The sequence below is a fragment of the Rhodococcus sp. As11 genome (assembly GCF_048957735.1).
Taxonomy (GTDB): domain Bacteria; phylum Actinomycetota; class Actinomycetes; order Mycobacteriales; family Mycobacteriaceae; genus Rhodococcus; species Rhodococcus gordoniae.
In genome coordinates, this window is sequence record NZ_JARDJE010000011.1 from 35,492 (window position 1) to 60,513 (window position 25,022).

General features: G+C 68.2%; 26 protein-coding genes, 2 tRNA genes and 1 pseudogene. 14 read left to right on the forward strand and 15 right to left on the reverse strand.

Going from position 1 to position 25,022, the window contains the following annotated elements:
• Positions 1–120: 120 nt before the first annotated feature.
• Positions 121–765 carry a TetR/AcrR family transcriptional regulator gene (locus PV766_RS15910; RefSeq protein WP_421097378.1) on the reverse strand — a complete coding sequence of 215 codons (645 nt, stop codon included), beginning with the start codon at positions 763–765 and terminating at the stop codon, positions 121–123.
• A 79-nt stretch (positions 766–844) separates the two neighbouring features.
• On the opposite strand from PV766_RS15910, the gene PV766_RS15915 reads away from it, so the two are divergent.
• The 7 genes and pseudogenes from PV766_RS15915 (at position 845) to PV766_RS15945 (ending at position 6,581) form a co-directional block, all read left to right on the forward strand.
• The gene (locus PV766_RS15915; protein WP_421097379.1) at positions 845–2,032 is read left to right on the forward strand and encodes an alpha/beta hydrolase family protein; all 1,188 of its coding nucleotides are present in this window, start codon (positions 845–847) and stop codon (positions 2,030–2,032) included.
• A gap of 6 nt (positions 2,033–2,038) precedes the next feature.
• Positions 2,039–2,941, forward strand: a pseudogene (locus tag PV766_RS15920) (FAD-binding protein); the annotation flags it as partial.
• A gap of 83 nt (positions 2,942–3,024) precedes the next feature.
• On the forward strand, positions 3,025–3,618 hold the full coding sequence (locus PV766_RS15925; RefSeq protein WP_016933820.1) for a DUF4178 domain-containing protein: 594 nt from the start codon (positions 3,025–3,027) through the stop codon (positions 3,616–3,618).
• Positions 3,615–4,121, forward strand: a complete 507-nt coding sequence (locus tag PV766_RS15930; protein ID WP_064064116.1) for a DUF2617 family protein — start codon at positions 3,615–3,617, stop codon at positions 4,119–4,121. The genes PV766_RS15925 and PV766_RS15930 overlap by 4 nt, the downstream gene beginning before the upstream one ends.
• Positions 4,109–4,519 (forward strand): DUF4247 domain-containing protein, encoded by a 411-nt coding sequence (locus tag PV766_RS15935; RefSeq protein WP_016933822.1) that lies wholly within the window; start codon positions 4,109–4,111, stop codon positions 4,517–4,519. The genes PV766_RS15930 and PV766_RS15935 overlap by 13 nt, the downstream gene beginning before the upstream one ends.
• Before the next feature lie 29 nt (positions 4,520–4,548).
• The gene (locus tag PV766_RS15940; RefSeq protein WP_016933823.1) at positions 4,549–5,019 is read left to right on the forward strand and encodes a DUF350 domain-containing protein; all 471 of its coding nucleotides are present in this window, start codon (positions 4,549–4,551) and stop codon (positions 5,017–5,019) included.
• 5 nt (positions 5,020–5,024) lie between these two features.
• Positions 5,025–6,581 (forward strand): polyamine aminopropyltransferase, encoded by a 1,557-nt coding sequence (locus tag PV766_RS15945; protein WP_064064167.1) that lies wholly within the window; start codon positions 5,025–5,027, stop codon positions 6,579–6,581.
• 98 nt (positions 6,582–6,679) lie between these two features.
• On the opposite strand, the gene PV766_RS15950 is transcribed toward PV766_RS15945, so the two are convergent.
• The 3 genes from PV766_RS15950 to PV766_RS15960 all read right to left on the reverse strand — a co-directional run bounded on the left by PV766_RS15950 (position 6,680) and on the right by PV766_RS15960 (position 8,238).
• Positions 6,680–7,747: a potassium channel family protein gene (locus tag PV766_RS15950; RefSeq protein ID WP_129976286.1), complete on the reverse strand. Its 1,068-nt coding sequence runs from the start codon at positions 7,745–7,747 to the stop codon at positions 6,680–6,682.
• Positions 7,748–7,898: 151 nt separating this feature from the next.
• Positions 7,899–7,972: transfer RNA gene (locus tag PV766_RS15955), tRNA-Ile, on the reverse strand.
• A 193-nt stretch (positions 7,973–8,165) separates the two neighbouring features.
• Positions 8,166–8,238, reverse strand: a tRNA-Asn gene (locus PV766_RS15960).
• 148 nt (positions 8,239–8,386) lie between these two features.
• Between PV766_RS15960 and PV766_RS15965 the strand changes: the two genes are divergently transcribed.
• Positions 8,387–8,632 carry a hypothetical protein gene (locus PV766_RS15965; protein WP_026003515.1) on the forward strand — a complete coding sequence of 82 codons (246 nt, stop codon included), beginning with the start codon at positions 8,387–8,389 and terminating at the stop codon, positions 8,630–8,632.
• A 4-nt stretch (positions 8,633–8,636) separates the two neighbouring features.
• Here the strand turns inward: PV766_RS15965 and dnaG are convergent, their stop codons facing one another.
• The 3 genes from dnaG to PV766_RS15980 all read right to left on the reverse strand — a co-directional run bounded on the left by dnaG (position 8,637) and on the right by PV766_RS15980 (position 12,729).
• Positions 8,637–10,532, reverse strand: a complete 1,896-nt coding sequence (dnaG, locus tag PV766_RS15970; RefSeq protein WP_421097380.1) for a DNA primase — start codon at positions 10,530–10,532, stop codon at positions 8,637–8,639.
• 194 nt (positions 10,533–10,726) lie between these two features.
• The gene (locus PV766_RS15975; RefSeq protein WP_255162914.1) at positions 10,727–11,998 is read right to left on the reverse strand and encodes a deoxyguanosinetriphosphate triphosphohydrolase; all 1,272 of its coding nucleotides are present in this window, start codon (positions 11,996–11,998) and stop codon (positions 10,727–10,729) included.
• Between the two features lie 38 nt (positions 11,999–12,036).
• The gene (locus PV766_RS15980) at positions 12,037–12,729 is read right to left on the reverse strand and encodes a YdcF family protein (protein ID WP_016935368.1); all 693 of its coding nucleotides are present in this window, start codon (positions 12,727–12,729) and stop codon (positions 12,037–12,039) included.
• A gap of 87 nt (positions 12,730–12,816) precedes the next feature.
• Between PV766_RS15980 and PV766_RS15985 the strand changes: the two genes are divergently transcribed.
• Together PV766_RS15985 and PV766_RS15990 are read left to right on the forward strand one after the other, a co-directional pair.
• Positions 12,817–14,814: a TPM domain-containing protein gene (locus tag PV766_RS15985; RefSeq protein ID WP_421097381.1), complete on the forward strand. Its 1,998-nt coding sequence runs from the start codon at positions 12,817–12,819 to the stop codon at positions 14,812–14,814.
• Positions 14,815–14,817: 3 nt separating this feature from the next.
• A complete protein-coding gene (locus PV766_RS15990) occupies positions 14,818–14,943 on the forward strand; it encodes a hypothetical protein (protein WP_255161257.1) in 126 nt (41 codons plus the stop codon).
• Between the two features lie 82 nt (positions 14,944–15,025).
• Here the strand turns inward: PV766_RS15990 and PV766_RS15995 are convergent, their stop codons facing one another.
• Positions 15,026–16,417 carry a glycine--tRNA ligase gene (locus PV766_RS15995; RefSeq protein ID WP_064064166.1) on the reverse strand — a complete coding sequence of 464 codons (1,392 nt, stop codon included), beginning with the start codon at positions 16,415–16,417 and terminating at the stop codon, positions 15,026–15,028.
• Positions 16,418–16,590: 173 nt separating this feature from the next.
• Between PV766_RS15995 and PV766_RS16000 the strand changes: the two genes are divergently transcribed.
• Together PV766_RS16000 and PV766_RS16005 are read left to right on the forward strand one after the other, a co-directional pair.
• A complete protein-coding gene (locus tag PV766_RS16000) occupies positions 16,591–16,974 on the forward strand; it encodes an ArsR/SmtB family transcription factor (protein ID WP_421097382.1) in 384 nt (127 codons plus the stop codon).
• Complete coding sequence (locus PV766_RS16005) at positions 16,971–17,387, forward strand: Fur family transcriptional regulator (protein WP_129976293.1); 417 nt, start codon at positions 16,971–16,973, stop codon at positions 17,385–17,387. The genes PV766_RS16000 and PV766_RS16005 overlap by 4 nt, the downstream gene beginning before the upstream one ends.
• A 9-nt stretch (positions 17,388–17,396) precedes the next feature.
• Here the strand turns inward: PV766_RS16005 and PV766_RS16010 are convergent, their stop codons facing one another.
• From PV766_RS16010 to recO, 4 genes are read right to left on the reverse strand one after another with little or no spacing between them, the layout of a single operon-like run.
• Complete coding sequence (locus tag PV766_RS16010) at positions 17,397–17,954, reverse strand: T3SS (YopN, CesT) and YbjN peptide-binding chaperone 1 (RefSeq protein WP_129976295.1); 558 nt, start codon at positions 17,952–17,954, stop codon at positions 17,397–17,399.
• Complete coding sequence (locus tag PV766_RS16015; RefSeq protein ID WP_421097383.1) at positions 17,951–18,376, reverse strand: hypothetical protein; 426 nt, start codon at positions 18,374–18,376, stop codon at positions 17,951–17,953. The genes PV766_RS16010 and PV766_RS16015 overlap by 4 nt, the downstream gene beginning before the upstream one ends.
• A complete protein-coding gene (locus tag PV766_RS16020; RefSeq protein ID WP_421097408.1) occupies positions 18,373–19,179 on the reverse strand; it encodes an isoprenyl transferase in 807 nt (268 codons plus the stop codon). The genes PV766_RS16015 and PV766_RS16020 overlap by 4 nt, the downstream gene beginning before the upstream one ends.
• Positions 19,136–19,966, reverse strand: coding sequence for a DNA repair protein RecO (gene recO / locus PV766_RS16025; RefSeq protein ID WP_084421531.1), 831 nt, complete (start codon positions 19,964–19,966; stop codon positions 19,136–19,138). Before recO ends, PV766_RS16020 begins: the two co-directional genes overlap by 44 nt.
• A gap of 103 nt (positions 19,967–20,069) precedes the next feature.
• On the opposite strand from recO, the gene PV766_RS16030 reads away from it, so the two are divergent.
• Both PV766_RS16030 and PV766_RS16035 read left to right on the forward strand, forming a co-directional pair.
• Complete coding sequence (locus tag PV766_RS16030; protein WP_421097384.1) at positions 20,070–21,479, forward strand: amidase; 1,410 nt, start codon at positions 20,070–20,072, stop codon at positions 21,477–21,479.
• The gene (locus PV766_RS16035; protein WP_421097385.1) at positions 21,470–22,045 is read left to right on the forward strand and encodes a TetR/AcrR family transcriptional regulator; all 576 of its coding nucleotides are present in this window, start codon (positions 21,470–21,472) and stop codon (positions 22,043–22,045) included. Before PV766_RS16030 ends, PV766_RS16035 begins: the two co-directional genes overlap by 10 nt.
• Positions 22,046–22,179: 134 nt before the next feature.
• On the opposite strand, the gene era is transcribed toward PV766_RS16035, so the two are convergent.
• From era to ybeY, 3 genes are read right to left on the reverse strand one after another with little or no spacing between them, the layout of a single operon-like run.
• Positions 22,180–23,097 (reverse strand): GTPase Era, encoded by a 918-nt coding sequence (era, locus tag PV766_RS16040; protein ID WP_016933439.1) that lies wholly within the window; start codon positions 23,095–23,097, stop codon positions 22,180–22,182.
• On the reverse strand, positions 23,094–24,410 hold the full coding sequence (locus PV766_RS16045) for a hemolysin family protein (RefSeq protein WP_016933438.1): 1,317 nt from the start codon (positions 24,408–24,410) through the stop codon (positions 23,094–23,096). Before PV766_RS16045 ends, era begins: the two co-directional genes overlap by 4 nt.
• 58 nt (positions 24,411–24,468) lie before the next feature.
• A complete protein-coding gene (ybeY, locus tag PV766_RS16050) occupies positions 24,469–25,011 on the reverse strand; it encodes an rRNA maturation RNase YbeY (protein ID WP_016933437.1) in 543 nt (180 codons plus the stop codon).
• Between the last annotated feature and the right edge of the window lie 11 nt (positions 25,012–25,022).

Below are 25,022 nucleotides of genomic sequence, written 5' to 3' on the forward strand. Positions count from 1 at the left end.
GCGGTCGGTTGCCCGGAACGATCCGGGGAACTCTGCCCCCCGCAGCCCGGTCACCGGCTGCCGCGGCGCCCTTGCTCCGCGGCAGGGCGGCACGCGGTGGCCCATGCCGGTCGACATTCCTCACCTCCGGCCGGCATCGGCCTGGAGAACAGCGAGCATCAACGCGCACAACTCGTCCTCGAACATGTCCAGGTCGCGCCACACTCCCGCAACCTGGTCGCGTTCCCAGGACGCCAGCGCGGACACCACGAATCGCGCAGCCAGCGCCACGCGAGCGTTGCACTGTTCCGGGGGTAGATGCCCGAGTTCGGAAGCCAGATCGGAGAAGAGCTCCTTCAGTCCTTCCAGTCCGGGGATCGCAGGATAGGCCGGGTCGCCGGGAACCAGGGGCTGCGGGGAGGCGACGAAGTCGCTGCGGATGCCCGCCAACCACTGTTCGTTGAACCGGGCCCAATAGGAGGGGTTGCGGGCGGCAACTTCCCGGACGAACGGGCGCACATAGGCTTCCACCAGCGCGGGCAGGCGGTCCTGTGCGTGTTTCGCGGTCTCGTGCAGTTCCCGGGCGGACCCGTCTCCGGCAGCGCGGGTGGCCCACAGGTCGATCAGCAGTCCGTGCCAGGATCCGAAGTGGTACTTCACCGCGTCGTTGTTGCGCTGACCGGCTTCCCGGATCACCTCGCGAACCGAGACACCGGCCAGGCCACGCTCGGCGACCAGACGTTCGGCGGCGTCGAGAAGTGCCTCTCGGGTACTGGGTGCAGGCATGGACGTGAGCATACGAGAGTGCCACCTTCCCCGATTAGGTCATTTGACCTAATCTCGTGACCGGTTCAGGAGGAGCACGATGCGCACCGATTCCCCCCGGCGAATCTCCTTACTCGCAGCCCTTACGGCGGCAAGCCTGCTGACGGCCTGCGGTTCCGCCGCCGAACAGGATCCGGTCACCGACGGCCGCGAACACGGAGCTCTGCTGACGAGCCGGTCACTCTCGGGGCCTCCGAAACTGCCCGGCGCCGGGCGCAGCGAACAGATCACCTACCTGTCCCAGGGGCCGATGGGCCAGGACGTCGTCGTGTCCGGCTCGGTGTCCGTACCTGCGGGCGAGGTTCCGGAAGGCGGATGGCCGGTGATCAGCTGGGCGCACGGCACCACGGGTGTCGCAGACGCCTGCGCGCCGTCTTCGGGCTCGGTACCCGGGTCGGACGGTGAATACCTGAGATACGTCGACGAGACCCTCGATCGTTTCGTACGGGCCGGCTACGCAGTCGCCCAAACCGACTATGCGGGACTCGGAACGCCGGGGGTCCACCCGTACATCAACGGCGATTCCGAGGCGGCGGCCGTCACCGACATCGTGCGCGCAGCACGCCGCCTGGATCCCGATATCGGCACTGTCTGGTACGCCGCGGGACACAGCCAAGGCGGGCACGCAGCATTGTTCGCCGCAGATCGCGGACCCGATCTGGCACCCGAACTCGACTTGCGGGGAGCGGTGTCGATCGCACCGGGAAACAACCTCGGCGACACCGTCGAATACTTCGCAGCCGGAGGTCCCGAGTCGCGTGCCGTCCTCGGTTACCTACCGCTGATCCTGCTCGGCGCCCATGCGGCCGACGAGGAGTTGAGTCCCTACGATTACGTCACCGAGAAGATGACACCTCTGCTCGATGCCGCGAAGGGCGGCTGCACCGACATCCTCTGGGAACTCGCGGAATCGGTACCGCTGGACGAGGTGATCCGACCCGACGCAGACTTCGCGCCGCTGGTCTCCTATCTGACCGAGCAGAACCCCGATCGACTCAGCCCCCGCGTGCCGACACTGATCCTGCAGGGCGGCGGCGACACCGCCGTGACCGAACCGGGTTCTGCAGCATTGGTCGAATCACTGTGCGCCGGCGGTTCGCCCGTCGGTTACACCGTCTACGACGGACTCGAACATGTACCGACCGTTCCTGCTGCCGCGTCGGATGCCCTCGCCTTCTTCGACGCTCTCGGAGAAGGTCGGTCCCCTCTCCAGCCCTGCGACCGCTGAGATACCGGCGCGGACGGCCCTCGGCGTATCGGAGCGCGTGGCGGCGTCGTCCTGGCCACAGGCGGTTTCCAAGCCGACCCGGCCATGGTGCGCGACTGTCTGCGGGTCGAAGAGCACGTCCTGTGGGGATCACCTGCCCCCACCGGCGACGGTCACAAGATGGCGCAAGCAGTCCGCGCCGATCTGTGGCACATGGGAAACATGATGACCATCACCGGTGTTCGCGGAGACGACAGTCAGGGCCACTACCTCGCGTTGTGGAATGCACACAACTATCTGTGGGTGGGCGACGACGACCGCCGATTCATGGACGAGACCGCCGATCCGTTCCACGGACATATCCTGCGCGCAGGATCCTACGAGCTGTTCCCCCTCCGGCCCTTCTACTTGATCTTCGACGAGCAGATGCGCACGGCCGGACCTCTGAGTCCGGCACCCGACATCCTGCCGGTCGGATGGAATCTCCTCATGAACGGATCCCTCTGGAGCACCGACAACAGCGCAGAGATCGAGAAGGGCTGGATCGAACGTGCGGACTCGCCGGCCGAACCGGCCGACCTGATCGGGGTGGACGCCGACACGCTGGAACATACCGTCGCCCGCTACAACGCTGCGTGCGCGAGTGGACGCGACGAGCACTTCGGGCGGATTCCGGAGAAACTCGGGCCTGTGATCGAGGCTCCGTTCCATGCCCTGCGGATCACTCCGTTGCTGGGGTGGGCCAACGGCGGACCCCGACGCGACGGGCGAGCGCGTGTTCTCGACACTCGGGGCGAGGTGATCGACGGTCTCTATGCCGCAGGTGAAATCAGTTCCACCTACAGCTGGCGGAAGGACGGCGGGTTCCACATCGTGGACGCCCTGGCGTTCGGTCGTGTCGCGGGACGCGATGCCGCCACCCGGGCCTGACCGTCGGAGTGCCGCGGTCCCGTGATCTGCCGAGCCGGCCGGTAGGGTCGGCCCCGGAAAATATCGCCGACCCGGGGTGTTCGATGACCGAAGTCCTGCTCGTCCTGCTGATCGTCGCTGTGGTCGCGGCTGCCGTCGTGGTGGTGATCCGCACCCGCACACCCACAGCACCACCTGCCAGGGTGGATCCACTCGCCGACTATCCGGAGGTGTGGGACCCCTTCGGGATCGGGGTCGGCGACATCATCACCTACGCGGGTATCGACCACGTCGTCCGCGGCACTCTCACACTCGACGAAGAAGGCTACCGCTGGTACGAGCATCTCCTCGACGGGTCGACCGGTCGCCGCTGGCTCACCGTCGAGAACGACGAGGGTGAGCTCGAGATGACCCTGTGGATGCGTCGCGAGGGCACGGGCCTGCAACCCGACGGTGACGTGATCCTCGACGATCGTGTCTACCGCCGACTCGAGCACGGCACCGCCCGATTCACCGCCGAAGGCACAACCGGAACCGCTCCCACCGGCACCATGGACTACGCCGACTACGCCACGGCCGACCGCACCGGTCTGCTCGCGTTCGAACGATGGTCTCGCGCCGGATCATGGGAGGTGTCCACCGGACGTGCGGTGACCCGCAGCGAATTGACGGTCATCCATGCCGGACCCGCCCGGTGAGCACGCACATCCTGGACATCGTCCCGCGTGATGTTTCCGCCTCGGCGCTGGGACTGGTACTCGACGCTCCCGCACCGCCACCACTGGTGTCCGCACGATTGACCGATTCCGCCGCGGGCATTCTCACCCTCGGTGTACTCGGCGCCTCCCACGTGGTCACAGCGCAATCCGGACGACGCACCCTCACCGAACAAGTGTCGTGCGACGCGGTCGAGGCGGGCGGACACCCGCTCCCCGAGCGTCACGACCGGGACGGCTACCTGTTCCGCAGTCGCACCGCGACGGTGCAGCGCGCAGAACTGGCGCAGCGGGCGAACCGACTGCGCGCTACGGCCCGCTCCGCACCCGGATGGCTGTGTGCAGCGTTCCCGGGGGACGACGACGCGCTCACCGTGCTCTCCGGCACCGCAGATGCCGGCGAATGGCATTGGCGGACCTGGCATCTCTATCCGTCCGTCGACACGGGCGTGATCGTCGAGACCGAGAGCCGGTGGCGGCCGTGAGACGAATCGTCATCGGCTCGCTGGTCGGTATCGCGGTCCTCGCGACCACGGCATGCGGGAGTCAGGCACGCGACCACATCGCCGACACCTACGACTACCGTGGCACCTCCGGTGATATCGACACCTATCATTCTCCGGATCCTGTGGGTACCACGGTCTCCCGAATCATCGCGGAGGACGAACCGGCCGCACGCAAGGCGGACGGCGGCAACGAATACCTCCGATACGACGACGACATCGTCACGGTCGGTGCTGCGCCGGAGGGTGGCAGCACCATCACCGTCGAAGACATCGACGGACGCTTCAGCAGCGGCGGTTTCGTGTTCCTCGGGCCGGGCTTCACCCCTGGTTCTCCGGCTGCCGGCAACCTGTCCGGTGGATCGGGAAGTGCGAAATGACGAACTCACCAGATCGGAACCTCGAAAGAATGATCTCCACCCTGTCGGCAACCGACCTCGAGATCGGCGCCGTGGACCCCCTCCTGCTCGTGCTGGGAGTGATCGGGACACTGATCTACTTCGCTGTCGGTGTCGGCGTTCTCGCACTCGGATTCGCCGTGCTCGACGGGTTGACGCCCGGAAACCTGCGTCACCAGGTCTATGTGGACCGCAACCCCAACGCGGCACTGCTGCTCGCAGGAAATCACCTGGCGCTCGCGGTCATCGTGGTGACCGCGATCGTCACCAGCTCCGACGGGTTCGCGCAGGGGATCGCCGACTCGCTCGTCTACGGACTGGTCGGCGTGGTGCTGCAAGCCACAGCCTTGCTCATCATGAATCGTGTACTGCCGGGCCGGATCACGGCACTGGTCGCCGAGCCCCGCACGAGCGGTGCCGCATGGGCCGTGGCGATCACCCTGTTCTCGATCGGGTTGGTCAACGCCGCAGCGCTGTCGTGACAGCCGTGACGACTCCGGATGTCGACGCCGGTGCGCCACCGCTCGGCCGGCGGGCGCGGGCACTGCTGTTGACAGCGGTCGCCGCCTGCGCCGCGTGCGGACTGGTGTACGAACTGGCACTTCTGACGTTGTCGGCGAGCCTCACCGGCGGCGGAATCACGGAAACCTCGCTCATCGTGGCCGGTTTCGTGGCAGCACTGGGAGTCGGTGCGCTTGCCGCCAAACCGCTGCTCCCCTACGCCGCGACGGCATTCGTCGCGGTCGAGGTCGTTCTCGGATTGGTCGGCGGGTCGAGCGCCACCGTTCTGTACGTGGCGTTCACCTTCGTCGGATCGTCGACCTGGGTGCTCGTCGCGGCGACTGCAGCCATCGGGATGCTGGTGGGCGCGGAGGTCCCACTGCTCATGACGCTGCTGCAGACCGGTCGCAGTGCCGGTGCTCGCGATACCGGCAAGATCCTCGCCGACCTCAACGCGGCCGACTACGCGGGCGCGCTGATCGGAGGTCTGGTGTGGCCCCTGCTGCTGCTACCGTCGGTCGGAATGATCCGTGGTGCGGCGCTGACCGGCATGGTGAACCTGGCGGCAGCATCGATCGCGGCATTGTTTCTGCTGCGCGGGCACCTCGGGCCGGCTACGCGAGCATTGTCCTCGGTGGCGTTGCTGCTCGCCGCGACGCTGCTCGGCGTTCTGCTGGCGCGCTCATCCGATATCGAGATCACAGCACGGCAGCGCCTCTATCCGGATCCTGTGGTGCATGCGCAGCGTTCGCACTACCAGGAGATCGTGGTCACCGCCCGCGGCGACGACGTGCGTCTGTATCTCGACGGTGACCTGCAGTTCTCGAGCCGCGACGAACATCGCTACACCGAAGCTCTGGTATATCCGGCGCTCGCCCGCGATCCCGGCAGGGTGCTCGTACTCGGGGGCGGTGACGGACTCGCCGCGCGGGAACTCCTACGCCACCCGCACGTGCGGGAAGTCGTTCAGGTCGAACTGGACCCGATGGTGCTCGAACTGGCGAACACTCGGTTGAGCGCGCTCAACGGCGGGGCACTACAGGACGAGCGGGTGACGGTGGTCACCGCCGACGCCTTCCGCTGGTTGCGCGAGTACACCGGTGCAGGATTCGACGCGATCATCGTCGACATGCCGGACCCGGATACCCCCACGCTGGGGCGGTTGTATTCGACGGAGTTCTACGGGCTGACCGCGTCGGTGCTGAACCCCGGCGGTCTGATGACCGTGCAGTCGGGCAGCCCGTATTCGACACCGGATGCGTATTGGCGGACGGTGTCGACCGTCGAGTCCGCAGGACTCGGTGTGGCCCCGTACCACGTGCACGTACCGAGCTTCGGCGACTGGGGGTTCGTCCTCGCGCAGGCCGGCACACCGGCGACACCGGCACTGTCGGCGAATGCCGCACCGCGAAGATTTCTCGATTCCGCGACTCTCGCTGCAGCATCGGTCTTTCCGCTCGATCGGCAGCCTCGCGAGATGGCACCGTCGACCCTGGATCGGCCGCGCATCGTCGACGACCTCCGGCGTGGATATCAGTTCTGACCCGAACGCGCCGGCACACCCCCGGTCCTGTTCCGGTAAGGGAGCCGTCATCGGTCGTTGCCCCCACGGAACGATCATCCGAGGACGCAGGCTGTCCTCTACACGGACACCGAACGCAGATACAACAGCCGGTCGTCGGCGACGATGACGCCGAGCTCGGGAGAATCCACCCGGATCAGCCGTCCGTCACGGACGACCCCGAGCACGATGACGGGCAGCTCCCGCGGCGAAAGCCCGAGCTCGTGCGGCTCGACACCGCGTTCGGAGACGGCGAACCCGTCCTCGGGAGTCAACAGATCCTCGATCATCTCCACCACCGTGGGAGTGGCAGGGGCCAATCCCAGCAACCGGCCCGCCGTCTCGGCGGAAACCACGACCGTATCGGCACCGGACTGGCGCAGCACATGGGTGTTCTCCGATTCGCGCACCGCGACGGCGATGCGCGCCTGCGGCGCGAGCTGACGAGCGCTGAGAGTGACGAGCACGGCGGTGTCGTCGCGATTGACGGCCACGATGATCGAGCCGGCATGCCGGGCCCCGGCCAGCTGCAGCACGTCCGACTTGGTGGCCGACCCCTGCACGGTCACCAGACCCTGACGCGACGCGATGTCCAGACTCACCGGATCGGCATCGACCACCACGATCTCCGACGGAGCGAGTCCCTCGGCGAGCAGCGCATCGACAGCGCTGCGCCCCTTCGTGCCGTACCCGACGACCACGGTGTGGCTGCGGGTGCGGCGACGCCACCGCTGAATCTTGAACGCCTGCCGGGAACTTTCGGTCAGCGCCGACAAGGTGGTGCCGACCAGCACGATGAGGAAGAACACTCGCAGCGGGGTGATGACCAGGATGTTGACCAGCCGGGCCTGCGGGGTGAGCGGAGTGATGTCGCCGTAACCGGTGGTCGACAGCGACACCGTGGCGTAGTAGATGCAATCGAGCAACGAGAGCGGGTTCTCCTGGGCATCGCGGTAGCCGTCCCTGCCCATGTACACCACGATCACCGCCGCGGTCAGCGCAGCCAGAGCGTAACCGATGCGGCGGACGATCGCCCGGCCCGGACTGGTCTGTTCCTCCGGTACCCGCAGCACCCCGACGAGAGCGAAGTCGGGACGGTCGGTAAGGGTATCCGAGCGCCGCAGCGGCACCCGCAATTTTCCGGCCATCACGACATCCCCGGCTCAGCGGTCTTCCGCTCCGCCCCCGGACATGCCGGATCAGCGAGGACGACTCGAACAGGCTCCATACGCATGATCATAAGGATGCCTACTGCGGACCTCTCTCACTCATGCACACGCCGACAGCGGGCCGGGAGGGTGGGGCGGGCGGGGCTCGAACCCGCGACCAGCGGATTATGAGTCCGCGGCTCTAACCGACTGAGCTACCGCCCCGTCGCGACGACACTTCGTCGCACAGTGCCGCACTCGTCGCACGGCGCGATCGAATGCTACCCGGACACAGCGGGCGACACTCTGCCGGGTGCAGAGTTAGGGAGATCACATCGATGGATGTCCTGCCGCATCTGTACACCCCCCGGATGCACAGAATCCTCCCACCCGTGACGGGTGGGAGGATTCTCGGGCGCTCCCCCGGCTGGACTCGAACCAGCAACCGTTCGATTAACAGTCGAATGCTCTGCCAATTGAGCTACAGGGGATTGTCCTGCGGTGCTCCGCGGTTTCCCCCGGTGCGTGAAAAACCATAGCGTCCTACCCGCCGCAGTACCAAATCGCCTGCTTGTGGGCATGCTGCGAGGTCATCGGGCAGGATGGGGACGACGCAGTCACAGGTGGAAGGACAGCACATTGATGGGTTTGTTGGTCGGGGTCGCTGCGGGATACGTGCTCGGCACCCGAGCGGGTCGCGCGAGGTACGAACAGCTCAGCAAGACGGCCAAGGCGGTGGCCGCGAGCCCCGTCACGAAGAAGGCGATCGAGGTGGGCCGGCAGAGACTCGCCGACTCGCTCAGCCCTCAGCCCAAACTCGAACCGATGAAGCCCATCGACGAGACGACCACGATCATGATCCCGCGGGACCAGTTGAAGAAGTAGGCGGTCAGCCGGCCAGGCCGTCACCGATGGCCTGGTCGAGCAAGCTCCGCCGGTACTGCTCGAGCGCCATGAGGTCGCCGAGCAGTGCGTGGAACTCCTCGGATTCGGTGGCCGGGGAGATCCGCTGCAATCTGGATTTCAGTTCGGCCACCTGCTCACCGACCCAGACCTCCTGGAGCCGGGCCAGGACACCGCTGATGTAGCGCGGCAGCCGGTCCTCTTCGGTGGGGACCGGTTCGACGGCGAGTTCCATCACCAGCGAATGCGCGACGGGATCCGTCGCGGCCCGGCCCACGGCGTCGACCCATTCGGCTCCCCCGAGGCCGGCGGCCGTTCCGCCGGCATCGGCGACGGCCTGCCGCACCGCCGCGTAGGCGGGGTCGGTGAATGTCTCCGGCGGCAGTGAGTCGAAGACGGTTCCCGCGATACCCGGATACTGCAGCGCGGCTTTGAGCGCGTCGCGTTGCGGCCACAGTGCCGGATCGTTGGGGCGGGGGCGCCGCAGAGCCGAGGCGGGCTCAGCCGTGGCCGTAGCCGGCCGCGTCCTCGCTTCCGGCGCACGAACTCCCCGGCGCGCTTCCTCCTGCACGCGCCGGCGCACCGTGGGGATGTCGTCCCATCCCGTCCAGTGCGCGAGTTGCACCGCGTAGTTGTCGCGGATCGTGCGGTCCTTGATGCGGGCCACCACCGGCACGCACCGGCGCAGGGCTTCGACGCGGCCCTCGACGGTATCGAGGTCGTGTTCGGAGAGAATCGATTTCACGACGAACTCGAACATCGGCGTGCGGCGGGCGATGAGATCGCGCACCGCGCCGTCGCCCGACTGCTGCCGCAGCTCGCACGGGTCCATGCCTTTGGGTGCGATCGCGACGTAGGTCTTCGCCGCGGTCTTCTGATCCCCCTCGAACGCCTTCATCGCCGCCGCACGACCGGCGTCGTCGCCGTCGAAGGTGTAGATGACCTCGCCACGGAAGAAGCTGTCGTCCATGAGCAGGCGGCGCAGCAGAGCGAGATGCTCGTCGCCGAAAGCGGTACCACACGCGGCGACCGCCGTCTTCACCCCGGCCAGGTGCATGGCCATGACGTCGGTATATCCCTCGACGATCACGGCCTGATGGGACTTGGCGATCTCGCGCTTGGCGAGGTCGAGACCGAACAACACTTGAGATTTCTTGTACAGCAACGTTTCCGGTGTGTTCATGTACTTCGCGGTGATCTGGTCGTCGTCGTACAGGCGGCGAGCACCGAAGCCGATGACGTCGCCCGCAAGATTGCGGATGGGCCACAACAGACGACGGTGGAAGCGGTCGATCGGTCCGCGGCGTCCCTGCCGGGACAATCCGGCGGCCTCGAGTTCGGAGAAATCGAAGCCGCGGCCGAGGAGGTGCTTCGTGAGCGCGTCCCAGCCGGCGGGTGCATAGCCGCAGCCGAACGTCTCGGCGGCCGCCTGGTCGAAGTTGCGTTCGGTCAGATAGTCGCGGGCGGCCTGCGCCTCGGGGGTGCGCAGCAGCTCGGCGTAGAACTGCTGAGCGGCCGCGTTCGCCGCGACCAGCCGGGCACGGGTGCCCCGGTCGCGCTGGACGGACGGACCTCCGCCCTCGTAGTTCAGCGTGTAACCGACACGTTCGGCGAGTTGCTCGACGGCCTCGACGAAGCTGACGTGTTCGATCTTCTGCAGGAACGAGTAGACGTCGCCGCCCTCACCGCAGCCGAAGCAGTGGAAGTGCCCGTGATTGGGCCGCACGTGGAAGGACGGGGACTTCTCGTCGTGGAAGGGGCACAGGCCCTTGAGCGAGTCGGCACCGCCGCGCTTGAGTGCGACGTACTCGCCGACGATGTCCTCGATGCGCACGCGGTCGCGAATGGCCGCGATGTCTCTGTCTGAAATACGGCCGGCCACGGTGACGAGTCTAAGCCGCGGCGCCGACCTGCCGACATCATGGTCTGTACGGATGGCTGAACAGGTTCCGCAGCGCTGCGGCGTGCGGACACTGTCTGCTCGTGCCAGGGGCTGCCGAACCGCAGGTTTGCGCGGTCCTGTGGACGGATGCCCGATGTCGACCACGAGCATCCGTCCCGGAGAACGCGTCTTCGTCAGCCCCAGCTCGCCTGTGCGGCGAGGCTGTCGCGATCGATCCGCTCGAGGCGCGATTCGGTGCACGAGGCGATCTGATCGACCACCACCCGCACCTTCGCGGCGTCGTCGGGCGCCGCCTTCCATGCGGCGACGAAGAACGGGTCGAGCCCCACCGGCGCAGTGCGCAGCAGCCACTCGGCGACGCGATGGATGCGTTCGCGCTGGGATTCCTGGCGCGTGCGATGGGCGCGGTCGGACATGACGAACTGCAGCGCCATCGTCTTGAGCAGAGCGACCTCCGAGACCACGATCGGCGGGATCACCAGGTCGGCGTCGTACCGGGTGACCGGGCGGCTCTCCGTCGCTTCCCGGGTCCCGAGGATCGCCGCGTTGGCGAAGCGGCCCACCAGCTCGCTGGTCAGCTTCTTGAGCGCGACCGAGCAGGCGAGAGTGCCGTCGAAGGTGCCGACGGCGCGGACCACCGGCATGGTGGACAACCGCTTGGCCGCCTCGGTCAGCTCGGCCGGGTCGAGGCCCGAGAATTCGCGCATGCCCACCTCGATGAGCCCGGCGACCTCGTCGGGATCCTCGAGCATCCGCAGGTCGATGCGACCGTCGATGACGCCGTCCTCGAGGTCGTGGACCGAATACGCGACGTCGTCGGACCAGTCCATGATCTGCGCCTCGAGGCACTTGCGGCGCTCGGGTGCGCCCTCACGGATCCAGTGGAGGACCTCGGAGTCGTCGTCGTACGAACCGAACTTCGCGCCCGGACGCGGACGCGTCCACGGGTACTTGAGCGTCGCGTCGAGCGAGGCCCGGGTGAGGTTGAGGCCGGCGCTCGTGCCGTCGGGATGGAGGACCTTCGGTTCGAGGCAGGTGAGGATGCGCAGGTTCTGCGCGTTGCCCTCGAATCCGCCGCAGGACTCCGCCACCGCGTCGAGTGCCCGCTCGCCGTTGTGCCCGTAGGGCGGGTGCCCGATGTCGTGAGCGAGGCCGGCGAGGTCGACGAGATCGGGGTCGGCGCCGAGCCCTTCGCCGATGCTGCGGCCGATCTGCGCGACCTCCATCGAGTGCGTCAGACGGGTGCGCGGGGTGTCGCCGTCGCGGGGACCGACGACCTGTGTCTTGTCGGCCAGGCGGCGCAGGGCCGCGCAGTGCTGCACGCGCGCACGGTCGCGTGCGAAGGCGGTCCGCTCGGATGCCGCGCCCTCGGACCCGGCGAGGGCCGAGGTCTTCCGCGGCTCGGCGACGCGCCGTTCGAGATCGTGTTCGCTGTAGCCCTGCATCACACTGCCTTCCGTCACCGAAGACCCTACGTTCCGCCTCACTGCTGCGCCGTGTACGGGAAATCGGCGGAGAAGTGGGTGATCTGGTACCAGATCAACGCGCCGGTCTCGCGGGCGATCCCGTGCAGTTGCGACTCGCGGGTGAACACCGCCGGACCCTGCCGGGTGGGAGCGGTCCACGCATCGAGACCTGCATCGCGCGCCATGGTGCGGGTGCGCAGCGAGTGCCACGGGTCGCTCACCAACACTGCCGACGACAGTCCCAGCTCCGACATCTCCCGGCTGACGGCCTCGACGCTGAGCAGCGTGTCGGAGCCCTCTTCGACGGCGACGATCGATTCCGCCGGCACCCCGCGCGAGACGAGATAGTTCTTCCCCGCCGCAGCCTCGGTGAACAGGTCGCCTTCCTGCTTGCCCCCGACGGTGACGATCCGCGGCGAGACTCCCGCCTCGTACAGCTTGAGTGCCTGTTCGAGGCGGGCCTCGAACACCGACGAGGGCGTCCCCGAGTACTGGGCCGCACCGAGGACGACGATGGCGTCGGCGGGTGTGCGGTCGTCGATCCGCGCGACCTGCCAGACCCGGAGCGCCGTTCCGCCCACGACGAGAACAGCGGCGAGCAACACCCCGACGATCAGCCGTCGGAGCCAGCGCGCGATGCGCGCGCCTGCCCCGAGGTCGTCCCCGGTGTACGTCGCGGTGGTGCCGGTGCGGCGGGATGCGGTGCTCACCCCCGTGATTCTGCCAGCGAACGAGAACGCGCAGACGGGGCGACGCGCCGACCCCGCCGACGCCTCGCAGCCACTAGATTCGATTCCATGCCACACGTATCGGCCGCACCGTCTCGGCGACCCGCACGGTCCGCGCTCGCATTCGTCCCTGCTCTGCTGGCAGTGGCCGCCTGGTTGCTCCTGCCGGCGGCGGCTTCCGCCGAACCTCCGTCGCGGCTTCCCCAGCCGATCACCGATACCGCGGGGGTTCTCGACGATGCCGATGTCGCACGGATCCAGGAGGCGACGAACACCCTGTACGACGAGCACGGTCTGCAGTTGTGGGTGACCTACGTGTCGAGCTTCGACGGACGCGATTACGACAGCTGGGCGCAGGCCACCGCTCAGGCGAGCAACTTCGGTCGGAATACGGCCTTGCTGGCGATCGCGACGACGGACCGCGAGTACGCGTTGTGGACTCCGACGGGATCCGAGATCTCCCCGAGCGAACGCGACCGGATCAGTTCGTCCGACATCGAACCCGCATTGCGGAACAGCGACTGGACGGGTGCCGCGGTGGGTGCGGCCGACGGCCTGAGCAACGCTCTCACGCCGTCGAGCGCCCCGGTGACGACATTGCTCGTCGGCGGCGGTGTGATCGCGGCCGGCGGTGCCGGTGTGTACGCGTACAACCGGCGGTCGAAGAAGAAGCGCGCCGAGTCCGGCGCCGCACAGGCCGCGCAGATCGATCCGGCCGACACCACCGCTCTGCGCGCCCTGCCGCTCGAGGGTCTCGATCGGTACGCGCAGACCCTGCTGGTGGAGACCGACAACGCGGTCCGTTCCAGCGCCGAGGCGCTCGAACTCGCCCGGGGCGAATTCGGGGACTCTGCGGTGGCTCCTTTCGACCGCGCCCATCGGCAGGCGCAGAATGCGTTGGCGAACGCCTTCGAGATCCGCCAGCGTCTCGACGACGACATCCCCGAGACACCCGACCAGCAACGCGACATGCTCGTGCAGCTGATCTCCTCGTGCGGGCAGGCCGACCGCGAACTCGAAGCACAGGTCGAGGCATTCGACACGATGCGTGATCTGCTGCTCGATGCCCCGGCCCGTCTGGACGGCCTCACCCAGCGGGCGATCGCGCTGCAGGCGCGCATCCCGGAGGCCGAACGGATCCTCGGGCAGTTGCACTCGGAGTTCCCCGCCGGTGCACTGACCCCGGTGGTGGACAACGTCTCACTCGCGCGAGAGGAGATCGCGTTCGCCGAGAACGCGATCGATCAGGGCCGCACCGCGGTGGCGCGACCGGTCGGCGAGCAGGGCGACGCCGTACGGGCGATCCGCGAAGCCGAGCGCGCCCTCGGTCATGCCGCGACGCTGCTCGACGCGCTCGATCACGCGGCCGAGGACATCCGACGCGCCATCGCGACACTCCCGGCGGCGATGGAGGATGCGGAGCAGGGCGTGGCGGACGCGAAACAACTCGTCGAGGCCGGCGGTCCCGAACTCGTCGACGCCCTGAAGGCCGTGCAGGAGGCACTCGAACACGCGCGCGCCGAGCAGCACACCGACCCGCTGGGCAGCTTCACACGGGTCGTCGAGGCCGACGCGCGTCTCGACGAGCTGCGCGCCCGGACGCGACAGGCCGAGCAGCAGGCCGCCGAGATGCGTCGCCGTCTCGAACAGGACCTGGGCGCGGCGCAGGCGCAGGTCACCGCCGCCGCCGACTTCATCGGGACGCGTCGCGGGGTCGTCGGCGCGAAGGCCCGCACGCGTCTGTCGGAGGCCCAGCGCCACCTGCAGGCTGCGAGACAGGCCGCGGATTCCGATCCGGCCGCCGCCATCCAGTACGCGCGGACCGCTGCGTCGCTCGCGGTGGAGGCGCTGCGCAGCGCTCAGAACGACGTGCAGCGCTGGGACTATCAACAGCGCCCGCCGCGCGGCGGGTCGTCGGGCGGCAACATCGCCGGGGCCGTGCTCGGCGGCATCCTCATCAACAGCGTGCTCAACAGCGGGCGCGGCGGTGGCTTCGGCGGCGGTGGTTTCGGCGGAGGCGGCTTCGGGGGTGGCGGTTTCGGCGGGTCGAGCGGCGGACGCTTCTAGCCCGTGCGCCCGATCGCGGCACGCGCACCGGACACCGGCCTGGAATCGGTGATCCTGCGCACCCGCCGCGGTGACGAAACCCGTTTCCGGGACGTGGACTTCGAGTACATCGATCGGCGCTCGACCTGATCGCTACGAAACGCTCGGCTACGAAACGGCAGATGCCCTCCGGTCCGTCGGGACCGGAGGGCATCTGTGTCGATCAGGTCGGTCAGCAGCCGAGCAGGCGTTGCGCGAGGTAACCCTCGACCTGGTCGAGGCTGACGCGCTCCTGCGCCATGGTGTCGCGTTCGCGGATCGTGACGGCCTGGTCCTCGAGGGTGTCGAAGTCGACCGTGATGCAGAACGGGGTACCGATCTCGTCCTGGCGACGGTAGCGGCGGCCGATGGCGCCGGCGTCGTCGAACTCGATGTTCCAGTTCTGGCGCAGCTTCGCGGCGAGGTCCTTGGCCTTCGGGCTCAGGTCCGCGTTGCGGCTGAGCGGCAGTACGGCGGCCTTGACCGGTGCGAGGCGTCGGTCGAGGCGCAGCACGGTGCGCTTGTCGACACCGCCCTTGGCGTTGGGTGCCTCGTCCTCGGTGTACGCGTCGACGAGGAAGGCCATGAGCGAGCGGGTCAGGCCGGCCGCCGGTTCGATGACGTACGGCGTGTAGCGCTCGTTGGTGGCCTGATCGAAGAAGCTCAGGTCGGTGCCGGAGTGCTTCGAGTGCGTCGACAGGTCGAAGTCGGTGCGGTTCGCGACACCCTCGAGCTCACCCCACTCGCTGCCCTGGAAGTGGAAGCGGTACTCGATGTCGACGGTGCGCTTCGAGTAGTGCGACAGCTTCTCCAGCGGGTGCTCGTACAGGCGCAGGTTGTCCTTGTTGATGCCCAGATCGGTGTACCAGTTCATCCGGTAGTCGATCCAGTACTGGTGCCACTGCTCGTCTTCGCCCGGCTTGACGAAGAACTCCATCTCCATCTGCTCGAACTCGCGGGTGCGGAAGATGAAGTTGCCGGGCGTGATCTCGTTGCGGAAGCTCTTGCCGATCTGGCCGATGCCGAACGGCGGCTTCTTACGCGAGGTGGTGAGCACGTTCGCGAAGTTCACGAAGATGCCCTGCGCCGTCTCGGGGCGCAGGTAGTGGAGGCCTTCCTCGCTCTCGATCGGGCCGAGGTAGGTCTTGAGCATCATGTTGAAATCGCGGGGCTCGGTCCACTGGCCCTTGGTGCCGCAGTCCGGGCACACGATCTCCGTCATCGGCACGGCGTCGGGATCGTCGAGCTTGTTCTTCTCGGCGTAGGCCTCCTGTAGGTGGTCCTGCCGGTGGCGCTTGTGACAGCTCAGGCACTCGACGAGCGGGTCGTTGAAGACACCGACGTGGCCGGACGCGACCCAGACCTGGCGCGGAAGGATCACCGACGAGTCGAGGCCGACGACGTCCTCGCGGCCGGTGACCATGTTGCGCCACCACTGCTTCTTGATGTTGTCCTTGAGCTCCACACCGAGCGGTCCGTAATCCCAGGCCGACCTGGTTCCGCCGTAGATCTCACCGCAGGGATAGACCAGGCCCCGGCGCTTGGCGAGGTTGGCGACGGTATCGATCTTGGATTTGGGTGCCACTCGGTTCTCCATCTTCGATGCGGGTTTTCGCAGCATGCGTCGATCTGTAAGCCTATCGCTCCTCGTTCGGAGTCCGAATTCGCGCCGGTTGACATGCGCAATCGTGCATATCAAAATGGAATCGATTTGCAATAAGGCCGCCGATCGGCGGCCGACCCGCCCCGAGGAGCCCCGTGAGTGTCGACGCCGATCCACACGACTGCAGCACAGGCGAGCGGACCCTCGGATCGACCGGGACCGACGCCCTCGCATCCCGGCCCGACATCTCCCACGACACGCTGATCGCGGCCGGCGAGCTGCTGCGGGCGCTGTCGGCGCCCGTCCGCATCTCGATCGTGCTCGAACTGCGCGAGTCCGCTCGTTGCGTGCACGAACTCGTCGGCGCCCTGGGAGTCACCCAACCGCTCATCAGCCAGCATCTGCGAGTACTCAAGACCGCCGGCGTCGTACGCGGCGAACGCTCGGGACGCGAAGTGCTCTACCACCTGGCCGACGACCATCTCGCCCATATCGTCGTCGATGCCGTTGCTCATGCACAGGAAGGACGATCGCAGTGACCTCCGCCCGCAAACCTCTCGTGGGGGTCCGCTCGACCCGTCAACGCAGCGCCATCGTCGACCTGCTCGACAACACCGAGGAGTTCCGCTCCGCCCAGGATCTGCACGACGAACTGCGCAAGCGCGGCGAAGGCATCGGCCTGACCACCGTCTACCGCACCCTGCAGTCGCTCGCAGAGGTGGGCAGCGTCGACGTGCTGCGTACCGACAGCGGCGAGTCGCTGTTCCGGCGGTGCTCCTCCGGGCACCACCACCATCTCGTGTGCCGCCACTGCGGCTTCACGGTCGAGGTGGACGGCCCGGAGGTCGAACGCTGGTCGCACGAGGTGGCCGAGGCGAACGGCTTCGTCGACGTCAGTCACACCGTCGAGATCTTCGGCAACTGCCGGGACTGCGCACTCGCACAGGGCTGACCGCGGCGGTCAGCCGCAGTCGCAGTCCCCACAGCCGCAGCCGTCGACGAGCAGGTCCTCCTCGTCGCCATCGGCCTCACCGTCGAAGACCGACGCCTCGCCCCCGAGGCGCTGCGCCAGCGCGCGTGCCTGTTCGACGACCGGGACGAGCGACGCGACGGCCCGCACGAGATGGATCGGGACGAGCGGCGACGCCGCGACCCGCAACTCGACGGTGACCCGGTCCTTGTCGAGGACGAACTTCACCTCCGGGAACTCGATCTGCAGGTCGCCGAGGACCTCCGCCGCCCGGGTGCGCCCCGCGATGCCCTCGACCAGGTACGTGGTGAGCAGCACGAAGCCACCCTCGGCGTCGACGGTCGCGTAGGTGAGCACGTCGTCGATCCAGATCGGGATCTCGCCGTCCTCGTCGGCTTCGGGAGCCTCCTCGAGAATCTCCGAAAGCGTCTCCACCACGGCGGCACGCAGCGTGTCGTCGTCCTCGGTGGGGATCGCGACGGCATGCGGCCCGTCGGCGGCGACGACCTCCTCGGTGGTGGTCTCGACGTCGGTGTCGGTCGTGGTCACGAATTCTCCTTCGGATCGGGGGTTCCCGCGACGGCACCGCGCGCGTCGGCGGCGCCGTCGAGCACGAGCAGCAGCATGGTGGTCAGCGCCGTGTCGTCGAGACCGGTCGCGGGAAACGAGTACCGCAGTACGACGTCGGCCTCGGCGTCGCGTTCGACGAGGTGCACCGAGCCGAACTGCAGGGCGTCGGCAGCGGTCGCGACCCGGATGCGCACGGCGTCGTCGAGCGGAAGATCCCATGCGAGCACTCCGGTGACGGAGATCACGTCGAGTCCTTCGGTGAGCGTGACGACCTGCAGCGCGAAGGGCACGGCGCCGTAGTCGAATCCGAACGAACTGTCGCCGTTCGCGGCGGACGACGGGGTGCGGACGTCGACGAAGGGCGTGAGGGCGACCGCGACCCGCTCGCGCAGGGAGGTCATTTCACACCGCCGAATCGCCGGTCGCGCGAGGCATATTCGACGCATGCCGCCCACAGGTCGCGCCGGTCGAAATCGGGGAACATCGTGTCCTGGAAGACCAGTTCGGCGTAGGCGGACTGCCACAGCAGGAAGTTCGAGGTGCGCTGCTCGCCCGAGGGCCGCAGGAACAGGTCGACGTCGGGCATCTCGGGCTCGTCGAGATACCGCGCGACGGTCGACTCGGTGATGCGCTCGGGGTCCAGTTCACCGGCCGCGACACGCCGGGCGATTTCCCTTGCGGCGTCGGCGATCTCGGCGCGTCCGCCGTAGTTGACGCACATCGTGAGGGTCATGACGTCGTTGTCCTTCGTCAGCTCCTCGGCGATCTCGAGTTCCTTGATCACGCTGCGCCACAGGCGGGGACGGCGGCCGGCCCACCGGACGCGCACACCCATCTCGTGCATCTCGTCGCGGCGTCGCCGGATCACGTCGCGGTTGAAGCCCATGAGGAATCGGACCTCGTCGGGGCTGCGCTTCCAGTTCTCGGTGGAGAAGGCATAGGCCGACAGCCACTTGACGCCCATCTCGATGCATCCGCACACCGTGTCCATCAGTACGGCTTCGCCTCGTTCGTGCCCGGCGGTGCGCGGCAGACCGCGCTCCTGCGCCCAGCGACCGTTGCCGTCCATCACGAGCGCCACGTGCTGCGGAATCAGCTCGGACTGCAGGACGGGAGGCCGTGCGCCCGACGGGTGCGGGTCGGGCGGCCGGATCACCCGCTCAGACGATGGGGGCGTGGTACGTCGTCGAATCACGATCCCCATCCTGCCGGACGGCCCGTGCGACGTCATCAGCCCGGTTGGAGATCGGAGGCTCGGTGCGACCGCGTTCGACGAGGGGCAGCGAGCGCAGTTGCCGCTCGAGGTGCCATTGCAGGTGCGCGGCGACGAGGCCGCTGGCCTGGCGCCGCACCGCTGCGTCGGCCGATTCGGTCTCGGCCCATCGTCCGCGGTCGAGCGCGTCGAGCAGTGCGAACACTCCCGGTGCGGGTGTGGCCGCCCCCGGGGGACGGCAGTGCACGCACACCGCACCGCCGGCGGCGACGTGGAAGGCGGTGTGCGGGCCGGGACGGTCGCAGCGCGCGCAGTGGGTGATCGCCGGCGCCCACCCCGCGTAGGTCATGGCTCGCAGCAGGTAGGCGTCGAGCACGAGTTCGGGTGGCCGGGTGTGGTCGCACACCGCACGGAGGGCTCCGACGGTGAGCGCGTGCAGGCGCGGTACGGGTGCGCGTTCCTCACCGGCGAGCCGTTCGGCGGTCTCGAGGATCGCGCACGCGGTGGTGTAGCGGGAGTAGTCGTCGACGATGCCCACGGCGAAGGCGTCGAGGGTCTGCACCTGGGTGACGATGTCGAGATTGCGGCCCGGGTGGAGCTGGACGTCGATGTGGGCGAACGGTTCGAGCCGCGCGCCGAACTTCGAGCGTGTGCGGCGCACGCCCTTCGCGACGGCCCGCACGAGTCCGTGCCGGCGTGTCAGCAGGGTGACGATGCGGTCGGCCTCGCCCAGCTTGTGCTGGCGCAGCACCACCGCGTTGTCCCGATAAAGCCTCACTCCCCGAGTCTGTCATGGCGCGGTGACACGGGACGACCCGTGAGGGGACTCGACATCCAGAACTGGAACGCGTTATTGTTCGTTCGAACGAACGGGGGAACGAATGGATGCTCGAACCAATCTGCGCGACCTGAAGGCGACCGTCGGAGCGCTCGACCGCGGTGAGACCACCTCCACGGATCTCGTCCGTGCGAGCCTCGACCGGATCGACGAGTCGCAGCCGCACCTCAACGCCTTCCGTGTCGTGCGCCGCACGGCCGCACTCGACGAGGCCCGCGAGGCCGACCGACGCCGCGCGAGCGGCGAACGCCTGCCCCTGCTCGGGGTCCCCATCGCGATCAAGGACGACACGGACGTCGTCGGCGAGACGACGATGTTCGGGTGCGCCGGCACCTTCGCTCCGAAGGACACCGACGCCGAGGTCGTGTGCCGCCTGCGCGCCGCCGGAGCCGTGATCGTCGGTAAGACGCACTCCCCCGAACTCGGCCAGTGGCCGCTCACCGGTGGTGATGCGTTCGGGCACACCCGCAGCGCGTGGTCGCGCGACCACACCCCCGGCGGTTCGTCGGGCGGCAGCGCCGCCGCCGTCGCCGCCGGGCTCGTGCCGGCCGCGCTGGGATCCGACGGCGCCGGATCGGTCCGTATCCCTGCCTCGTGGTCGAATCTCGTCGGCATCAAGCCGCAGCGCGGCCGCATCTCCATGTGGCCCGACGCCGAGTCCTTCAACGGGCTGACCACGCACGGTCCCCTCGCCCGCACGGTCGCCGATGCGGCCCTGCTCCTCGATGTCGTGTCCGGCAACCATCCCGGCGACCGGCACACGTGCGCGCCACTCACCGTCTCCGACTCCGTGGGACGGGATCCTGGCAGGCTGAACATCGCCCTGTCGGTGAAGATCCCGTTCACCGCGACACCCACCCGCCTCGACGCCCGCGTCCGCACCCGCATCGCCGCGCTCGCCGCCGTGCTGCGCGATCTCGGACACGAGGTGACCCTCGCCGATCCCGACTACGGAATCCTCTTCGGGCTGAACTTCCTTCCGCGCTCCATGTCCGGCATCGAGGACTGGCTCCATCGCCTGCCCGATCCGTCTCTCCCCGACGTCCGCACCCGCGCCAACGCGCGCACCGGCCGCCTGCTCCACGGCTTTCCGCTACGCGCAGCACGCGCCGCCGAGCCGCGCCTGCACCGGCGGGTCGGCCGCACCTTCGACCGGTTCGACGTCGTGCTCGCCCCCACCACCGCCACACCGCCGCTACCGGTGACGGCGATCGACGGAATCGGCGGGTGGGCCACCGACAAGGTCATCACGGGCGCGTGCCCGTACGCGTGGCCGTGGAACGTGCTGGGCTGGCCCGCGGTCAACGTCCCGGCCGGATTCACCGAGGAGCGCCTGCCGGTGGGCGCCCAATTGCTCGGCCCGGAGAACTCCGAACCGCTCCTGGTGTCCCTCGCCTCGCAACTGGAGTCGGTGCTGCGCTGGCACGAGCACACCCCGGAGCAATGGTGGTGACCACGCGCGACGACACCCGCTCGCGGATCGTCCACGCCACCCTGCATCTCGTCGGAACCCACGGTGTCGCGGGCGTGACGAACCGGCGCATCGCGGCGCGCGCCGAGGTATCGCTGGGATCGATCACCTACCACTTCCCCACCCAGGCCGACCTGCTGCGGGCCGCCCTCGAGTTCTTCGTCGACGAGGAGACCGAGCGCCTGCGCGAACTCACCGATCGCTATCGCTCACAGGCGTTGTCGTTGACCGAAGCGGCGGAGATCACCGAGCGGGTCGCCCACGACCTGACCTTCACGGCCGAGCGCATCGCGCCCTTCGAACTGTACGTGCAGGCGGGACGCGACGACGAGCTACGGCAGGTCGCCGAGCGGTGCTGGCGCGCCTACGACGTGCTGGCCGTCTCCGTCCTCTCCGCCCTCGGTGTGCCGACACCGGAGACGATCGCCCCGACGGTCGTGGCCACCATCACCGGCCTGCAGCTGCGCCGCCTGTCGACGGGCACGGAGCCGGACCTGTCGGAGGCCGTCCTGCTGATGCTGCAGGGAGCAGCGGCAGATCGCCGCTGAACCCCGCAGTACACGCGGCATCGGTCTCGGTGGTCGCGCAGAACTTCGGGCCGTGGTGACCGCGGACGACCTCGCGTCGGTGTGGCTCACCGGCCGGTCGCCACGTCCGCCCGACAGGGTGCCCGCAGCGAGCGTCAGAATCCCAGGCGGCCCAGCTGTTTGGGATCGCGCTGCCAGTCCTTCGCGACCTTCACGTGCAGGTCGAGATAGATCTTCACGCCGAGGAGCTTCTCGATCTGGGTGCGCGCGGCGGTGCCCACCTCGCGCAGCCGCGCGCCGCCCTTGCCGATCACGATGCCCTTCTGGCTCGGCCGCTCGACGTAGAGCAGGGCGTGCACGTCGAGCATCTCGCCCTGCTTCTCGGTGCGGCCCTCACGTTCCGTGATCTCTTCGATGACGACCGCGAGCGAGTGCGGCAGCTCGTCGCCGAGACCTTCGAGCGCGGCCTCACGGATGAGCTCGGCCATCAGGGTCTCCTCCGGCTCGTCGGTGAGCTCGCCGTCGGGATAGAAGGCCGGACCGGGTTCCATGTGCGAGACGAGGACGTCGATGAGGACCTCGACCTGCTCACCCGACGCCGCGGAGACGGGCACGACCTCGCAGTCCTCGCCGAGGAGCTTCGACACGGCGAGCAACTGCGCCGCGACCTGCTGCTTGCCGACCTTGTCGATCTTCGTCACGATGCCGACGACCGGGGTCTTCGGCGCCATGTGCCGCACCTGCTCCAGGATCCAGCGGTCGCCGGGGCCGATCTTCTCGTCGGCGGGGAAGCACATGCCGATCGCGTCGACCTCGGAGTAGGTGTCCTGCACCAGATCGTTCAGTCGCTGGCCGAGCAGGGTGCGCGGACGGTGCAGTCCTGGCGTGTCGACCAGGATGAGCTGCGCGTTGTCGCGGTGGACGATGCCGCGGATGGTGTGCCGGGTGGTCTGCGGACGCGACGAGGTGATCGCGATCTTGCTGCCCACGAGCGCGTTCGTGAGCGTCGACTTCCCGGTGTTGGGCCGGCCGACGAAACAGATGAAGCCGGAACGGAAGTCGGTGTCGGTCATGCATGCTCCTCGGTCGTGGCCGTATCGGTATCGCTGTGTTCTTCGTCGGGTGCCGCCCGCTGCACGTGGACGGTGCTCACACGCACCCGCCCGCGGACGTCCGGTCCGCCCTCACCGCGCAGCAGCAGGCCGTGGGTCCGTACCTCCGCGCCCGGCAGAGGAACTCGGCCGAGCTCGTAGCCGAGGAGTCCGCCGACCGTGTCGACCTCGTCGTCCTCGATGTCGATATCGAACAGTTCGCCGAGATCCTCGACGGGCAGTCGCGCCGAGACCCGGTAGGTGTCGTCGCCGAGATCCTCGACATCGGGAATCTCCCCGGTGTCGTATTCGTCGGCGATCTCACCGACGATCTCCTCGATGACGTCCTCGATCGTCACCAGGCCTGCGATGCCGCCGTATTCGTCGACGAGCACCGCCATGTGGTTGCGGTCGCGCTGCATGTCGGCGAGCAGATCGTCGAGGCGCTTCGAATCCGGCACGAACACCGCCGGTCGCATGACGTCGGCCACCGAGACGCTGCGCCCACCATCACGGTGGTAGTAGGTCTGCTTGACGAGATCCTTGAGGTAGACGACACCGCGGATGTCGTCGACGTTCTCGCCGATCACCGGGATCCGGGAGTGTCCGCTGCGGACCGCGAGCGAGGTGGCCTGACCGGCCGTCTTGGTCTCCTCGATCCACACCATCTCGGGACGCGGAACCATGATCTCGCGGGCGGTGGTGTCGCCGAAATCGAACACCGACTGGATCATCCGGCGTTCCTCGTCGGCCACGACTCCGCTCTCCTGCGCGAGGTCGACCAGTTCGCGCAGCTCGATCTCGTTGGCGAACGGGCCGTTCCGGAAACCGCGGCCGGGTGTGACGGCGTTACCCACGGCGATGAGGATCCGGCTGATCGGACCGAGCAGGACACCGAGGATCCGCAACGGACCGGTGGCCGCGAGCGCGATCGGGTAGGCGTGCTGGCGTCCGAGAGTGCGAGGGCCGACGCCGATCACGACGTAGTCGACGATCACCATCACCGCGGCGCCCACCACGAGCACCCACGTCCGGTCGAGGACGGCGAGCAGTGCACCGACGAGCACCACGGTGGCGGTGATCTCGCAGAGGATCCGCAGCAGCACCGTCAGATTGACGTAGCGGGGCCGATCGTCGAGCAGACCGAGCAGGCGCCGCGCACCGGTCCGGCCCTCTTTCGCCAGTTCCTCGGCGCGCGCAGCGGATACGGTGTTCAGGGCGGAATCGACGGCGGCGAACAGACCGCCGAGCACCACCAGGACGACCGCCAGGACGACGAGGGGCACGGTACTCACGCGACCGTCACTCCCCCGGCCGGCGTCGTCCGATCAGGTGGGTTCGTACTGTCGCCGCTCATGATTCGGGAGTGTCGACGAAACCGGCCTTGCCCAGCAGCTTCCGGTCGCGGGCGGCGAGGAGTGCCTCCTGCTCGGCGCGCCGGATCTCCTCGTACCACTCGGCGAGGAGCTGATTCTGCAGGCCGAACATCTCCTTCTCCTCCTCCGGCTCGGCATGGTCGTAGCCCAGGAGGTGGAGCATGCCGTGCACGGTGAGCAGGGCGAGCTCGTGGTCCACCGGGTGACCGGCCTTGACCGCCTGGTCTGCGGCGAACTGCGGACACAGCACGATGTCGCCGAGCATCGACGGGCCCGGCTCCGGAGCGTCGGGACGTCCGCCGGGCTCGAGTTCGTCCATGGGGAACGACATCACATCGGTGGGGCCGGGCAGGTCCATCCACCGCACGTGCAGATCGGCCATGGTGTCGAGGTCCACGAGCACCATCGACAACTCCGCCGCCGGATGCACATCCATCCGGGCGATCACGAAGCGAGCGACGTCGAGGAGTTCCTCCTCCGAGACGTCCATGCCCGATTCGTTCGAGATCTCGATGCTCATGACTGGAGTTC

Excerpts from the sequence above, each read along its gene's own strand:
- PV766_RS15910 (WP_421097378.1), bottom strand. The coding sequence starts at position 765 with ATGCCTGCACCCAGTACCCGAGAGGCACTTCTCGACGCCGCCGAACGT.
- PV766_RS15915 (WP_421097379.1), top strand. The coding sequence starts at position 845 with ATGCGCACCGATTCCCCCCGGCGAATCTCCTTACTCGCAGCCCTTACG.
- PV766_RS15925 (WP_016933820.1), top strand. The coding sequence starts at position 3,025 with ATGACCGAAGTCCTGCTCGTCCTGCTGATCGTCGCTGTGGTCGCGGCT.
- PV766_RS15940 (WP_016933823.1), top strand. The coding sequence starts at position 4,549 with ATGATCTCCACCCTGTCGGCAACCGACCTCGAGATCGGCGCCGTGGAC.
- PV766_RS15950 (WP_129976286.1), bottom strand. The coding sequence starts at position 7,747 with ATGGCCGGAAAATTGCGGGTGCCGCTGCGGCGCTCGGATACCCTTACC.
- PV766_RS15975 (WP_255162914.1), bottom strand. The coding sequence starts at position 11,998 with ATGCAGGGCTACAGCGAACACGATCTCGAACGGCGCGTCGCCGAGCCG.
- PV766_RS15985 (WP_421097381.1), top strand. The coding sequence starts at position 12,817 with ATGCCACACGTATCGGCCGCACCGTCTCGGCGACCCGCACGGTCCGCG.
- PV766_RS16015 (WP_421097383.1), bottom strand. The coding sequence starts at position 18,376 with ATGACCTCCCTGCGCGAGCGGGTCGCGGTCGCCCTCACGCCCTTCGTC.
- PV766_RS16020 (WP_421097408.1), bottom strand. The coding sequence starts at position 19,179 with ATGGGGATCGTGATTCGACGACGTACCACGCCCCCATCGTCTGAGCGG.
- PV766_RS16030 (WP_421097384.1), top strand. The coding sequence starts at position 20,070 with ATGGATGCTCGAACCAATCTGCGCGACCTGAAGGCGACCGTCGGAGCG.
- PV766_RS16035 (WP_421097385.1), top strand. The coding sequence starts at position 21,470 with ATGGTGGTGACCACGCGCGACGACACCCGCTCGCGGATCGTCCACGCC.
- era (WP_016933439.1), bottom strand. The coding sequence starts at position 23,097 with ATGACCGACACCGACTTCCGTTCCGGCTTCATCTGTTTCGTCGGCCGG.
- ybeY (WP_016933437.1), bottom strand. The coding sequence starts at position 25,011 with ATGAGCATCGAGATCTCGAACGAATCGGGCATGGACGTCTCGGAGGAG.